The sequence below is a fragment of the Methylobacterium terrae genome, from assembly GCF_003173755.1.
In the GTDB taxonomy this organism is placed as follows: Bacteria; Pseudomonadota; Alphaproteobacteria; order Rhizobiales; family Beijerinckiaceae; genus Methylobacterium; species Methylobacterium terrae.
The window spans coordinates 4,284,699-4,298,189 of the sequence record NZ_CP029553.1 but is presented as its reverse complement, the minus strand read 5'-3'; the positions used below and the strand labels follow the sequence as shown (position 1 = coordinate 4,298,189).

Annotated in this window: 14 protein-coding genes; 4 read left to right on the top strand and 10 right to left on the bottom strand. The window is 71.9% G+C overall.

The window, feature by feature from the left end:
• Positions 1 to 106 precede the first annotated feature (106 nt).
• Both DK419_RS19920 and DK419_RS19915 read right to left on the bottom strand, forming a co-directional pair.
• Positions 107 to 1,189, bottom strand: coding sequence for an SDR family NAD(P)-dependent oxidoreductase (locus tag DK419_RS19920; RefSeq protein WP_109960626.1), 1,083 nt, complete (start codon positions 1,187 to 1,189; stop codon positions 107 to 109).
• The gene (locus tag DK419_RS19915) at positions 1,189 to 2,307 is read right to left on the bottom strand and encodes an NAD-dependent epimerase/dehydratase family protein (protein ID WP_109960625.1); all 1,119 of its coding nucleotides are present in this window, start codon (positions 2,305 to 2,307) and stop codon (positions 1,189 to 1,191) included. Before DK419_RS19915 ends, DK419_RS19920 begins: the two co-directional genes overlap by 1 nt.
• A 203-nt stretch (positions 2,308 to 2,510) precedes the next feature.
• On the opposite strand from DK419_RS19915, the gene mdoH reads away from it, so the two are divergent.
• On the top strand, positions 2,511 to 4,433 hold the full coding sequence (gene mdoH, locus DK419_RS19910) for a glucans biosynthesis glucosyltransferase MdoH (protein ID WP_109960624.1): 1,923 nt from the start codon (positions 2,511 to 2,513) through the stop codon (positions 4,431 to 4,433).
• A 4-nt stretch (positions 4,434 to 4,437) separates the two neighbouring features.
• Here the strand turns inward: mdoH and DK419_RS19905 are convergent, their stop codons facing one another.
• The gene (locus DK419_RS19905; RefSeq protein WP_109960623.1) at positions 4,438 to 4,902 is read right to left on the bottom strand and encodes a hypothetical protein; all 465 of its coding nucleotides are present in this window, start codon (positions 4,900 to 4,902) and stop codon (positions 4,438 to 4,440) included.
• A gap of 82 nt (positions 4,903 to 4,984) precedes the next feature.
• Positions 4,985 to 6,139, bottom strand: a complete 1,155-nt coding sequence (locus DK419_RS19900) for a trans-sulfuration enzyme family protein (RefSeq protein ID WP_109960622.1) — start codon at positions 6,137 to 6,139, stop codon at positions 4,985 to 4,987.
• Between the two features lie 103 nt (positions 6,140 to 6,242).
• Here DK419_RS19900 and DK419_RS19895 point away from each other — a divergent pair, with 103 nt between their 5' ends.
• Positions 6,243 to 6,767 carry a TspO/MBR family protein gene (locus tag DK419_RS19895; protein ID WP_109960621.1) on the top strand — a complete coding sequence of 175 codons (525 nt, stop codon included), beginning with the start codon at positions 6,243 to 6,245 and terminating at the stop codon, positions 6,765 to 6,767.
• Between the two features lie 6 nt (positions 6,768 to 6,773).
• Here DK419_RS19895 and DK419_RS19890 read toward each other — a convergent pair whose 3' ends face one another.
• The 3 genes from DK419_RS19890 to DK419_RS19880 all read right to left on the bottom strand — a co-directional run bounded on the left by DK419_RS19890 (position 6,774) and on the right by DK419_RS19880 (position 9,641).
• Positions 6,774 to 7,070 carry a protealysin inhibitor emfourin gene (locus DK419_RS19890; protein ID WP_109960620.1) on the bottom strand — a complete coding sequence of 99 codons (297 nt, stop codon included), beginning with the start codon at positions 7,068 to 7,070 and terminating at the stop codon, positions 6,774 to 6,776.
• A gap of 40 nt (positions 7,071 to 7,110) precedes the next feature.
• Positions 7,111 to 8,142: a M4 family metallopeptidase gene (locus DK419_RS19885; RefSeq protein ID WP_109960619.1), complete on the bottom strand. Its 1,032-nt coding sequence runs from the start codon at positions 8,140 to 8,142 to the stop codon at positions 7,111 to 7,113.
• A gap of 515 nt (positions 8,143 to 8,657) precedes the next feature.
• A complete protein-coding gene (locus tag DK419_RS19880; protein WP_109960618.1) occupies positions 8,658 to 9,641 on the bottom strand; it encodes a quinone oxidoreductase family protein in 984 nt (327 codons plus the stop codon).
• A gap of 111 nt (positions 9,642 to 9,752) precedes the next feature.
• Between DK419_RS19880 and DK419_RS19875 the strand changes: the two genes are divergently transcribed.
• Positions 9,753 to 10,658 (top strand): LysR family transcriptional regulator, encoded by a 906-nt coding sequence (locus DK419_RS19875; protein WP_109960617.1) that lies wholly within the window; start codon positions 9,753 to 9,755, stop codon positions 10,656 to 10,658.
• A gap of 87 nt (positions 10,659 to 10,745) precedes the next feature.
• On the opposite strand, the gene DK419_RS19870 is transcribed toward DK419_RS19875, so the two are convergent.
• From DK419_RS19870 to DK419_RS19860, 3 genes are all read right to left on the bottom strand, one after another.
• Positions 10,746 to 11,126 (bottom strand): response regulator, encoded by a 381-nt coding sequence (locus DK419_RS19870; protein ID WP_109960616.1) that lies wholly within the window; start codon positions 11,124 to 11,126, stop codon positions 10,746 to 10,748.
• 192 nt (positions 11,127 to 11,318) lie between these two features.
• Positions 11,319 to 11,888, bottom strand: a complete 570-nt coding sequence (gene hpt / locus DK419_RS19865; RefSeq protein WP_109960615.1) for a hypoxanthine phosphoribosyltransferase — start codon at positions 11,886 to 11,888, stop codon at positions 11,319 to 11,321.
• Positions 11,889 to 11,911: 23 nt separating this feature from the next.
• The gene (locus DK419_RS19860; protein ID WP_109960614.1) at positions 11,912 to 12,649 is read right to left on the bottom strand and encodes a zinc-ribbon domain-containing protein; all 738 of its coding nucleotides are present in this window, start codon (positions 12,647 to 12,649) and stop codon (positions 11,912 to 11,914) included.
• 122 nt (positions 12,650 to 12,771) lie between these two features.
• Here DK419_RS19860 and ftsE point away from each other — a divergent pair, with 122 nt between their 5' ends.
• On the top strand, positions 12,772 to 13,491 hold the full coding sequence (ftsE, locus tag DK419_RS19855; RefSeq protein ID WP_109960613.1) for a cell division ATP-binding protein FtsE: 720 nt from the start codon (positions 12,772 to 12,774) through the stop codon (positions 13,489 to 13,491).

The window sequence follows — 13,491 nt, the reverse complement described above, 5'->3', positions numbered from 1 at the left end:
AACGATACCACCGGGTCATTCGCCATGACGCCGGTGCATGGCGCCGCCGCCGGCATGAGCGCGCTGCAGGCTCGCGCCGGGAACCGAATCGCGTCTCGCGCGTAGCTCAGGCCGGCACGGCCCGCGCGGCCGGGCCGGGCAGGGTCAGGCCACGGCTCTCGGCGAGCCACTCCGCAAGGCGGACGATGCCCCGGCGCCAGGGCAGCGGCGCGTCGAGCCCGAGATCGGCGGCGATGCGGCGCGTGTCCGAGACGTAGTAGCGCTGGTCGCCGGCCCGCCAGTCCTCGAAGGCGAGGTCGAGGGGACGGCCGACGGTGTCCTCGATGACGCCGAGCACCTGGCGCAGCGAGACCGCGTTCCGCGGGCCCCCGCCGAGATTGTAGGCCCGGCCCTTCACCGCCTCGATCCGCGCGAGCGCCGCCCGGTAGGCCGCGACCGCATCGCCGACGTCGAGCACGTCGCGCACCTGGCAGCCGTCGCCGTAGATCGTGATCGGCCGGCCCTCGAGCGCCCGGATCAGGAAATGCGCGACCCAGCCCTGGTCCTCGGTGCCCATCTGGCGCGGGCCGTAGATGCAGCTCATCCGCAGGACGCAGGTCGGCACGCGGAAGCTGCGGGCGTAGTCGAGCACGTACTGGTCGGCGCCGCCCTTCGAGCAGCCGTACGGCGTGTGGAAGTCCAGCGGACGGTCCTCGCCGACGCCGTGGGCTAGGATGCCCGGGTCGGTCGGCGCGTAGGCGTCGCCCTCGCACCGGAAGTCGAGATCGGCGAGGTCGCCGTAGACCTTGTTGGTCGAGGCGAAGACGAGGGGGGGTGGATCGGCGCGCCGGCGCAGGGCCTCGAGGAGCGCGAGGGTCCCCCCGAGATTGACTGCGAAGTCGGCCACCGGATCGACGAGGCTCGTCGTCACGGCGACCTGGGCGGCGAGGTGGACCACCGCCGAGGCCTCCGCCGCCGCGGCCGCGAGGCTCGCGGAATCGCGCACGTCCGCCGCGACCGAGGAGATCCGCTCCGGGTGGCGCTCCTTCAGCCAGGCGAGGTTCGCCTCGACGCCGGGGCGCAGGAGGGCATCGTAGACGAGGACGTCGCGCCCCTCCGCCGCCAGGGCGTCGGCGAGGTTGGCGCCGATGAAGCCGGCGCCGCCGGTGATCAGGACCGGGCGCCGCCCGGTGGAGCGGGGATCCGTCATCACGCCACCAGCCCGCGCCGGTCGAGCTCGCGGCGCGCCTCCTCGACCCGGTCCCGGGCCTCCTCCTGCTCGGCCACCCAGGCGGCGAGCTCCTTCAGGCCGCCGGCGAAGTCGCGGGCCGGGCGGTAGCCCAGCTCCTCGCGCGCCTTGGCGATGTCGGGGATGCAGTGGCGGATGTCGCCGGCCCGGGCCTTGCCGGCGATCTCGGGCACGAGGTCCGGCCGGCCCATCGCCTCGCCCAACAGCGCGGCGACCTCGCGCACCGTGCGGTCCTCGCCCGAGCCGATGTTGTAGACCTGCCCGGCGGCCCTGGGGCGGTCGAGGGCGAGCAGGAAGGCCTGCGCCACGTCGTCGACCTGCACGAAGTCGCGCCGCTGGTGCCCGTCCTCGAAGATCACCGGGGCCGCGCCGTTGTGAATCCGCGAGGCGAAGATCGCCAGCACGCCGGTATAGGGGTTCGACAGGGCCTGGCCCGGCCCGTAGGCGTTCCAGAGCCGCAAGGCGACGCCTTCCATGCCGTAGGCCGGAGCCAGCATCAGGGTCAGGCGCTCCTGGGCGTACTTGGTGAGCGCGTAGACCGAGGCGAGCGCCGGGCGCTTCCATTCCGGCGTCGGCACCGGCACCAGCGGCCTTCCCTCCTCGTCGAGGGGGTCCCAAGGCGCGTCCGGGCCGGAGCGGGGCTGGCGCAGGACCTCCTCGCGCACCCGCCCGTCGGCGCCGCGATACAGCCCCTCGCCGTAGACGCTCATCGAGGAGGCGACGACCACGCGGCGCACCGGCCGCTCGATCAGGGCCTGGAACAGGATCGCGGTGCCGTGGTCGTTGACCGCGACGTAGCGGTCGACGTCGTACATGCTCTGGCCGACCCCGACCTCGGCGGCGAGGTGGATCACCGCGTCGGCGCCCGCGACCGCCTCGGCGACGGCGCGCCCGTCGCGGATGTCGCCGAGGCGCAGCTCGACCGCGTCCGGCAGCCCCTCGGGGCGGGTGCGACCTCCGTGGACCTGCTCGATCAGGCTGTCGAGCACGCGCACCCGGTCGCCCCGCGCGACGAGGGCCCGCGCCACGGCCCGGCCGATGAAGCCGGCCCCGCCGGTGATCAGGATGGTCTGCGGCACCCGTCGCGCTCCTCCGTTGGCCGGCCGTCGCCGGCCGATACATCTGGGCTGTATCTATGGGAGCGGGGCCTCGCGAACAGGTGTCATTGTTCTGGCGTCATTCAGGCCGATTGATCCATGACGGCCAGCGGGATAGCGCAGCCACGGCGCCCGGCGCCGCATCCCGCACCGGCCCCCATCCACCGAGTTCACGCGACCCCCTCATGTCCTTCGTACCCTCGTCGCACGATGCGGTGCCGGCTGACCCCGGCGCGGACTTCACCCAGCGGCAGGATGCCGCCTCGCTGCGCCGGCGGCGCCTGGCGCTCGCCCTGCCGACGGTCGCGACCGCGCTCGCCCTCGCGCTCGCGGCGGTTGCCAGCACCGGCGTGCCGGACGGGCCGCTCGAGGCCGCGGTGCTGGTGCTGTTCTGCCTGGCGATGGCCTGGCAATCGTACATCGCCTGGCAGTACGTCTACGGTGCCGTCGCGGCGGGCCTGGGGCCCCGGGTGATGTCGGCGGTGGAGCGGCAGGCGGCCGAGACCGCGCCGCAGGCCACCGGCCGCAGCCGCACCGCGGCCGTGGTGGCGATCCACGCCGAGGACGCGGCGGCGGTCTTCGCGGCGATCCGGGTGATGGCCCGCTCGCTCGCCCGCACCGGCGGCGACGGGCGCGACCTCGACATCTTCGTCCTCAGCGACACCCGCGACGCCGACATCGCCGCGGCCGAGGAGCGCGAATTCGCCCGGATCCAGGCGTGGCGCGAGACCGCCGGCCCCGGCCTGCCGGCCGTGCGCTACCGCCGCCGCCAGGAGAATACCGGGCGCAAGGCCGGCAATATCGGCGAGTTCTGCGAGACCTACGGCCAGGCGTACGACTTCATGATCGTGCTCGACGCCGACAGCCTGATGACCGGCGCCGCCATGCGCCGCCTGGTGCGGCTGATGGAGGAGAATCCCGCCGTCGGCCTGATCCAGACCGTCAGCTACGCCGCCGGGCGCGACACCCTGTTCGCCCGCATCCAGCAATTCGCCGTGCGGCTCTACGCGCCGCTCTCGATCCGGGCGCTCGAGACCTGGCAGGGGCCGGATGGCGGCTACTGGGGCCACAACGCCATCCTGCGGATCGCCGCCTTCGCGGCCAATGCCGAATTGCCGGTGCTGCCGGGCCGCGCCCCGCTCGGCGGCGAGATCCTGTGCCACGACACCGTCGAGGGCGCGTTCCTGCGCCGCGCCGGCTGGGAGCTGCGCCTGCTGCCGGAGGAGCCCGGCACCTGGGAGGAGATGCCCACCAACCTCACCGACCTCCTTGGCCGCGAGCGGCGCTGGTGCCAGGGCAACCTGCAGCATCTCGGCATCATCCGCCTGCCCGGCCTCACCGCCGGCAGCCGCTGGCACCTCGGTGCCGGCATCCTGTCCTATCTCGCCTCGCCGGTCTGGGTCGCGTTCCTGGCGCTGGGCACCTGGCAGGCGATCCGCAGCGGCGATCTGGGCCTGCTCGCCTACAGGCTCGCCGGCGAGGGGCCGGCGGCGGCGATCCTGGCTTCCTTGAGCCTCGCCGTGCTGGCGCTGCCGAAGCTCCTCAGCCTCGGACACGTGCTTGTCTCTCCCGAGCGCCGCGCCGCCTTCGGGGGCACCCGCAGCCTGCTCGTCAGCGCCGCCCTCGAACAGGCCCTGTGGGTGCTGCTGTGGCCGGTCATGACCCTGTTCAATGCCGGTGCCGTCGCCACGACCTTCGCCGGCCGGGTGGTGCGCTGGGACACCCAGGTCCGCGACGACCGCCGGGTGCCGTGGTCCGAGGCCTGCCGGCTCCAGGCCGATTCGCTGGTCGCCGGCGGGCTCATGGCGGCGGCCCTCGCCTACGCCGGCGATCCGCTGCTCGCGCTCTGGATGGCGCCGCTCGTCCTCGCCCTGCTGGCGAGCCCCGCGCTCAGCGTGCTCACCAGCCGGTCCGACCTCGGCCAGGCGGCGCGCCGGCGCGGCCTGTTCCTGACCATCGACGACACCGCCCAGGCGCCGGAGCTGCGCGACCTCGCGGCCGCCCGCGCGGCGCCGCCGGTCCCCGCCCGCCTGCCGCCCGTCCGCGGCGAGGCTCCGGTCTGGCTCGCGACGGCCACGGACGACGCGAAGGCGTCGTCGCCGCGATAGGGCTTCACCGCGCCGGCTTGCCCAGCACCTTGAGCGGGTCGGTGCGCTGGCTCGGCGCGGGCTCGGCGGTGAGGCTGTCGGCGCGCTCCTCCGGGCGGCCGCGGACGCTGCCAGTGGAGGTGGGGCTGCCCTGGCCGGCGGTGGCGCGGTTGGTCGGGCTCGTCACCGGCACGGCGCCGCTGGCGAGCTCGAGGCAGGTCAGCATCTCGACGTAGCTCGGGAAGCCGCCGGCGGTCGATTGCTGCGAGCACTGGGACTTGGCCGAGCCGGAGAACTGGCCCCAGCGCTTGCGCAGCTCGTCGCCCGCCGAGCGCTCGGAGCGCAGGCATCCGTCGGAGCCGGCCTCCTGGCTGACCGAGGCGCGGCCGGGCGATTTGCAGGTGCCTTCGATGTCGAGTCGCGGCGGACCATCCGCCGCGACGAGGACGAGCTGCGCGCTCAGGAGCGCGAGGGGCAGGGCGGCGGGCATGGCGGTCTCCCGTGAACCGGAGAAGAAAAGCTTCGCCGGTTCAACGCGTCGAGACACCAAGAAGCTCCCGCCGACCCCGTTCTCACTCCGGCCGCAGGGCCTGGTCGAGGTCGGCGTAGAGGTCGTCGGCATCCTCGATGCCGGCCGAGAGGCGCAGGAGGTCCGGCGGGCAGGGGGTGCTCGGGCCCTCGATCGAGGCGCGGTGCTCGATCAGGCTCTCGACGCCGCCGAGCGAGGTGGCGCGCTTCCACAAACCCACCCGGGCCGCCGTCCGGATCGCCGCGGCCTCGCCTCCGGCCACCCGGATCGACAGCATGGTGCCGAAGCCGCCGGTCATCTGCCGGGCCGCGACCGCGTGGCCGGGATGCTCGGCGAGGCCCGGATAGAGCACGTGGCCGACCGCCGGATGGGCCGAGAGCCGGCGCGCCAGGTCGGCGGCGTTCGCCATCTGGGCCGCGATCCGCACGTGGAGCGTGCGCATCCCGCGCGTCAGGAGGTAGGCCTCGAACGGCCCGAGGATCGCGCCGTTGCCGGAGCGGATGCGCTGGATCCGGGCCCAGAACGCGTCGGCCCTGGCGCCGGCGAGCGCCCCGGCGATCACGTCGGAATGGCCGTTGAGCACCTTGGTGGCGGCGTGCATCACCACGTCGGCGCCGAGGGCCAGGGGCCGGGTCACCACCGGCGAGCTCGCCGTCGAATCGACCGCGAGGCGCGCGCCCGCCGCGTGGGCGATCTCGGCCGCGCCCGCGATGTCGGTGATCGTCCAGAGCGGGTTCGAGGGCGTCTCGAGCCAGACGAGCTTGGTCTCGCCGGGCCGCACGGCGCCTTTCAGCGCGTCGAGGTCGTCGGTGGCGACGAAATCGACCTTGAGGCCCCAGCGCGTCGCCTCCTCGGACAGCCAGCGCCGCAGGGCCCAGTACATCACGGTCGGCGCCACGATGTGGTCGCCCGGATCGAGGGCGCCGAACACCGCGGTCGCGGCGGCCATGCCGGAGGAGAACAGCAGCGCGCCGGCCTCGGCCTCCTCCAGCATCGCGATCACGGCCTCCGCCTCGCGCACGGTGGCGTTGTCGGGCCGGCCGTAGACGTAGCCGGAGGAGTACTGGTTGTCGGGATCGCGGATGTAGGTGGTGGCGACGTGGATCGGCGGCACCACGGCCTTGGTGACCGGGTCGACGTGGCCGAGCGCCTGCGCGGCGAGGCTCTTCTTCGACCAGGGGCGCGGGGCGTGGCTCATGCCGGGACTCCAGGATGCGACGAGGACGTTTTGCTCCCCCGCCGGCCTTGCAGAACCGGTGCCGGCGCGCAACCTCCATCCCGGTATAGCACCCGAGCCCGAGATGCCGCCCACCGCAACGCTCATCCCTCCCGCCCGGCCCGTCCTGTCCCCGGTGCCGCGCCTCGCCGCCGCCATCCTGCCCGTCGCGGCGGTCGCGGTGGCGGGGAGCCTGGCCACCACGCCGAACATCCCGACCTGGTACGCGGGCCTCGCCAAGCCGGGCTTCACGCCGCCGAACTGGCTGTTCCCGGTCGCCTGGACGATCCTCTACACGCTGATCGCCTTCTCGGGCTGGCGGGTGCTCGGCACCGCCCCGGCGACGGGGGGCCTGCGGCGCACCCGCACGCTCGCCCTGTGGGCGTTCTTCGTCCAGCTCGCCCTCAACGGCGCCTGGACCCCGGTCTTCTTCGCCCGCCACGACATCGCCGGCGGCCTCGTCGTCGTGGTCGCCCTCCTGGTGATGATCCTGTGGACGATCCGGCTCTTCTCGTCCCTCGACCGGGTGGCCGCCCTCGTCCTCGTGCCCTACGCGGCGTGGGTGGCCTACGCGACGGCGCTCAACGCGGCGATCTGGTGGATGAACTGACGGCGCTCACGTCAGCGAGTCCGTGACGCAGGCCCGGAGGGCCGGGGGCACCGCCGCCTCCGGCACCTCGATCGTCTGCTGCCGGCCCGCCTCGCCGCTGCGCGTGATGCGGTACCGGAAGCCGTCCCTCATCATGGGCGCCGCCTGCCGCCGGGACGGAGGCTTGCGAAACAGCGCCTCGACGGATGCACGATCATCCGCGGAGAGCGCGTTCAGCGGCTGCTCGCCCTGGCTCCGGATGCGGGAGCCGGGTTGGCCGATACCCGCGAGCCCTCCCAGGCGTTCTATCGTCAGCATGTCCATGGCGTGTGTCCCACGGTCGTTCGATCTCGACGGGAAACGGCTACAGGCCCACTTGTTTCCATCCGGCATCGACGGCCTGGCTCAGGGCCGTATCGCCGGGATACAGCTGGGACGCCGCCGACCGGGTCCGGTTCGCGAAGGTCTTCATGCGCATCGCAGGCTTCGCACCGGAGGTCGTCATGACCCGGTACCATACCTGGCCGACCTTGTCCCAGCTCTGACCGCCCACCGCCATGCAGATGGTGTGAAAAGCCAGGTTCGGGACGCCGCTGCTGTAATGCGGATCCATCCCCGCCTTGTACTGGCTGAAGTGGGTGATCTGTGGGCCGATGCAGTGCGCGCCCGCCGGATTCGCCATGTCCCGCAGGCAGGTCAAACCCTTGGCCTGAGCTTGCGGGCCGACGATGTCCTTGCCGATCAGCCAGTCGGCCTGGGCGACGGTCTGGTTCGCCTTCCACTGCCGGAACATGCTCCCGAAACAATCCGAGAGATGCTCGTTCAGTCCACCGGCTTCGTTGGTATAGTTGAGCTGGAGGGTGTATTGAGTCACGCCATGCGTCAATTCGTGGGCAATGACGTCGTTGGACTGAGAGAAGTCCGTGAAAATCAACCCGTCCCCGTCGCCATAGGCCATCTGGAGGCCGTTCCAGAAGGCGTTCGCGTACTTGATGCCGTAGTGAATCGACGAGAGGAGCGTCATCCCGCCGTCGTCGATCGAGTTCCGCTTGAACACGGTGGCGTAGAAGTCCGCGACGTCGCTCGTCGTGGCGGAGACGTTTCTGGCGGTCTGGTCCGCAGAAGCCGGGGGATTGGCGATGGGCGTGCCCGGCAGGTTCTGCGTGTGGTTGCAGTCGTAGAGGGACAGAGCGGGTGCAGGAGCGAGCGCCGTGACGGTCTGCGCCGTGGCTTGCGCGACCATCGTGAGCTTCACGGCCTGTACGCGGATGCGACGCTGCTCGACGTCGACCTTCGCCGTATCGATGAAGGCCCGCTGCGTGTCCTGCGACAGCGAGGCATCCTGCGCCAGCCTGCGCAGAACGTCCGCCGGCACGATGTGGCATGTGCAGCGCATGGATACCTCCCTGCAGGATGCGAAGAGATCGGACCGGTGGGTCGTGCTCTTGTTAGTCTTGTGATTTAACTTATCTAATAAAGACTTCTATGGCAACGCCTCGCGCGAACCAATCGTCCAATTCAGGAGCGATTCGTATGGTGTGAAGTATTTGGTCATTTGTCATGATATTTTCGGGTTTGAAAAATTTCCGGAAACAAGACTTGAGTATGACGACCAGATAAAACATCGATAAGATTTATTGCGGATGATTAAAGTCAACAATTCTAAAACATTATATCATGATAATACACAGGAATGACCACCTGCCGACGATGTTGCGGCAGGGCGGCCACCGTTTGAACGTCCTTCTACCGGACCACGTCTATCGTTGTGCTTCGATGCCACGCCGACAGGGCGGAGGCGGTGATCGGGCGCGAGGACTTCGTCACCGGCTCAGCCCCGGGCCGCGCCGTGATGCGGGACGGCGCGGCAGTGGGAAGGTCGAGGAGCCGGGGCCCCCGCGACACTCCGCATCACGGCACCAGCACGATCGCTCCCGTGACCTTCCGCGCCTCCGCCGCCTCGTGCGCCTGCACCACCTCGTCGAGCGGGAACCGCGCCCCGATATCGACCGCGACGTGGCCGCGCGCGATCGCGTCGAACAGGTCGGCGGCGTTGGCCCGGAAGGTGGCCGGGTCGGCGTTGTGCGGGAAGACCGACGGGCGGGTGAGGAACAGGCAGCCCTTCTTGTTGAGGAGTTCCGGGTCGATCGCCGGGGACGGGCCCGACGCCGCGCCGTACGAGACGACGAGGCCGAACGGGGCGGCGCAGTCGAGGGACTTCAGGAGCGTGTCCTTGCCGACCGCGTCGTAGACGACCCGGGCCTTGGCGCCGCCGGTCGCCTCCAGGAAGGCCCTGGGCCAGTCGGGATCGGTGAGGTCGATCACCGCCGCGCAGCCGGCGGCGAGGCCCGCGTCGCGCTTCGCCGGCGAGCCGGTGGTGCCGATCACCGTGGCGCCCAGAGCCGTCGCCCAGCGGGTCAGGATCTGGCCGACGCCGCCGGCGGCGGAATGCACCAGCAGCAGGTCGCCCGCCTGCACCGCGTGGGTCTTGCGCAGCAGGTACTGCGCCGTCATCCCCTTGAACAGCAGGGCGGCGGCGGCCTCGTCGGCGACGCCCTCGGGGATCCGCACGAGCTTGCCCGCCGGCACGTTGCGCCGGTCGGCATAGGCGCCGACGCCGGCATTCATGGTCGCCACGCGGTCGCCGGGCTTCAGGTCCGGGACGTCCGGCCCCACCGCCTCGACGATGCCCGCCGCCTCGAAGCCGAGCCCGGTCGGCAGGTCGAGCGGGTAGGCGCCCCGGCGCTGGTAGACGTCGATGAAGTTGAAGCCGACGGCCGTCTGGCGCAACTGCGCCTCGCCCGGGCCGGGGGCAGCGAGGGTTTCGGTCTGCAGGCGCATGACCTGCGGCGGGCCGAACTCGGTGATCGCGACGCGGCGCTGCTGGCTCGACATGGCGGGCTTCTCCTCTGGTCTGCCCCGTTCGTGTCGCCCGGTATGAACCCGCGGGATCGCGTGATAAATCCGGCCGCGCATTCGAGATTTGAAACGGGTGGTTTCCGATCCATGGACCGTCTGACCGGCATGGAGGCCTTCGCCAGGGCGGTCGAGACGGGCTCGTTCTCGGCCGCGGGCGAGGCGCTCGGGCTCTCGCCGCAGGCGGTGGGCAAGCAGGTGCGCCTGCTGGAGGAGCATCTCGGCGTTCGCCTGATCCACCGGACGACGCGCCGGCAGAGTCTGACCGAGGCGGGCCGCGCGCTCTACGAGCGGGTGCGCATCATCCTGGCGGATGTCGAGGCGGTGGAGGCGGCCGCGGCCAGCAGCCAGGCGGTGCCGCGGGGCCGGATCCGGGTCAACGCCTCGGTCACCTTCGGCGCCTACGACCTCGCCCGGGTGCTGCCGGCCTACCTCGCGGCCTACCCGCAGGTCGATGTCGAGCTGACCCTGTCGGACCGCAAGGTCGACCTGATCGAGGAGGGCTACGAGGTGGTCTTCCGCGTCGGCCCGCCGGCCGAGAGCGGCCTGATCGCCCGCGCGTTGCGCCCGATGGACTTCACCCTCTGCGCCGCTCCGTCCTACCTCGCGGAACGGGGCGCGCCGCGCGTGCCGGCCGACCTGAGGCATCACGAATGCCTGGGCTTTGCCTACATGGCGACGGGGGACCAGTGGCGCTTCACCGGGCCGGACGGGCCCGAGGCGGTCGAGGTGTCGTACCGGCTCCTGGTCAATAACGGCCAGGCCCTGCTGACCGCGGCGCTCGCCGGTCTCGGCCTGCTGCTGCAGCCGGCGGCCCTGATGCGGGACGCGGTCGCGGCGGGCCACCTCGTGCCGGTGCTGCCGGATTACCGGCCCGTCTCGCGACCGATGCACCTGCTCTACGCGCCGGACCGGCGGATCACCCCGAAGCTGCGCTCGTTCGTCGATTTCGCGCTCGCCCATTTCGCGGGTCCGGAGCGCGACCCGCCGATCTAGAACGGCGCCTGATCGGACGCTGCTCCAGGTCTTTGATTTTGCCGCATTGTCTGCGGCGAACCGGTCCCCGCTCCGCCGGAGGACGCTCTAGCGCGCCGCCACCGCCCCGGCGGCGCGCAGCGCGCGGGAGACCGTGGCGCGCATGTCGGCGAGGGTGAAGGGCTTGGTCAGCACGTCGGCTACAATCGCGTCGAGGCCGCGGGCGCGCTCGCGCTGGTCGGCGAAGCCCGTCATCAGCAGGATCGTCAGGTCGGGGTAGTCGCGCTTGGCCGCGAGCGACAGGGCGATGCCGTCCATCAGCGGCATGCGGATGTCCGTCAGCATCAGGTCGAAGGCGTCCTCGGCCAGCCGGTCGAGACCGTCGCTGCCGTCGACCGCCGTCACGACCGTATGGCCGTCCATCTCCAGCCCGCGCTTCAGGAAGCCGCGGATCGGTTCCTCGTCGTCGACCAGCAGGATGCGCGCCATGTCCTCTCGTCTCTCTGGGCCGAAAAACCCCGTGGACACGGCAAGTGTGATCGGGCCTTCGGTCCCGGGTCAAGCCACTGCGGTGGCTGAGGTTCCGCTTTCGCGTCGCTTTCCGGGCGGAGGCCCGGCGGCGTTGCAATCGCGCATCGCTCCGGGCTCGCGGCCCCGACCCGATCCCGCGCTTCCGATCCCTCACTCCTTGTCGAACAGGTCCGGATCGCCGTCGCCGTAATCGACGAGGCCGACATAGGGCAGTTGCCGGAAGGCGTGGGCCACGTCCATCCCGTAGCCGACCACGAACACGTCCGGGCAGGTGAAGCCGACGTAATCCGCGTCCATCGTCACCGCGCGCTTGCCGGGCTTCTCGAGTAGCACGGTGGTGAGCACGCGCCGCGCGCCGCGGGCCATCAGCAGGTCCTTGGCGTAGACGAGGGTGCGGCCGGATTCGAGGATGTCGTCGATCAGGAGCACGTCGCGCCCGCGCACCTCGCTCTCGACGTCGCGCAGGATCGCGACCTGGCCCGAGGACACGGTGGCGGCGCGGTAGCTCGACAGGTGGATGAACTCGACCTGCGGCGCCAGCCCCGCCCGGTGCAGCGCCCGGATCAGGTCGGCGGCGAACATGAAGCTGCCCTTGAGCACCGCCACCACCAGGAGGTTCTCGAGCGGCTGGGCCGCGATCGCGCGCGCGATCTCCTCGTTGCGCTGCGCGATGGCGGATTCGTCGAAGAGGACGCGGACGCGGGGCAGGGGAGGGTTCATCGGTCTCGGTCTTTGGGGTTCGCTCAGGGGAGGGTCGCTTGCGCGTTCGTCGGAGCCCTCAGGCTGACGGCAGAATCTCCGCTGTCAACCGCGGCAAAGCGGACCAGCACCTGGCGGCCCTTGGCCGGCGCGGCCGGCAGCTCGGCCCGGAAGCGGGCGGATTCCTCCGGCTCGAGCCGGTCCCGCGGCGCCTCGGCGGTCCAGCGGTAGACGACCTGCCCGTGCTCGTCGCGCAGTTCGAGGCTCAGGCGGGGCACCGGCACCGCGCCCTTGGCGGCGCTCACCACGTCGCCCTCGACGACGAGGCGGCCGCTCCCCGAGGCATCCGGCAGCTGGTAGGCGGCGACGTCCCGGAAGGCGAGGCCGCGCAGGTTCACCGGCAGGCCGACCGCCGCGTAGAGCTTCGCGGTCGCCGGCAGGGCGCGCACGACGCCGGAGCGCCCGGCGGGCAGGAGGGCGGCCGCGACCGCGCCGCACCCCGCGAGCAGGGCGGCCGCCGCGACGAGGCGCCGGCGCCGGGGCGCACCCGCGCGTGCCGGCGCAGCGCGGGGACCGGCGCGACGGGACGGGGTCCTCGCCGCCTCGGCGGCGGTGAACACCGCCTCGCCCGGCGGCGCGAGCGCGGCGTCCGCCTCGGGCGCCGGGGCGGACACGAACCAGGGCTCGCGGCAGGCGGCGCAGCGCACGGTGCGCCCGGCCGGGCCGATCTTGTCGGCGTCGAGCGTATATTCACTTGCGCAGGCGGGGCAGACGATCAGCATGGCGAATCAGTCGGGCGCGGCACCGGGGCCGGACCACGACTCCTCCCGCGATAGCCTTAATGCGTGGTAAAGCGGCGCGGATCGCAACCGGGCCCGCCGCGAGGGACCCGTAGGGAGACCGGATGGACGCGAGAACGGACCGGGGGACCGGAAAGAGCCTGCTCGGCGGGATGGACGAGCCGGTGGTCCGGTTCGAGAACGTGGGGATGCGCTACGGGGTCGGCCCGGAGGTCCTGAGCGACATCAGCTTCACCATCGCGCCGCACTCGTTCCAGTTCCTCACCGGCCCCTCGGGCGCCGGCAAGACGACGCTGCTGCGCCTGATCCTGCTCTCGGTGCGGCCGAGCCGGGGCCTCGTCTCGGTGTTCGGCGAGGAGGTGAGCGGCATCTCGAGCGGCGCCCTCACCTCGTTGCGCCGGCGCATGGGCGTGGTGTTCCAGGATTTCCGCCTGCTCGACCACCTCACCACCTACGAGAACGTCGCCCTGCCGCTGCGCGTCCAGGGCCGGGCCGAGACGAGCTACCGGGCTGAGGTGGTGGAGCTCCTGCGCTGGGTGGGCTTGGGGGAGCGCATGCACGTGCTGCCGCCGCTGCTCTCGGGCGGCGAGAAGCAGCGCGCGGCGATCGCCCGGGCGCTGATCGCCCGGCCCGAATTGCTGCTCGCCGACGAGCCGACCGGCAACGTCGATCCCCAGCTCGGCCGGCGCCTGCTGCGCCTGTTCGTCGAGCTCAACCGCCTCGGCACCTCGGTGCTGATCGCGACCCACGACTTCGCCCTGATGGACCTCGTCGACGCGCGCCGGTTCGTGCTCGGCAACAACCGCCTGCGAATCGAGGGATGA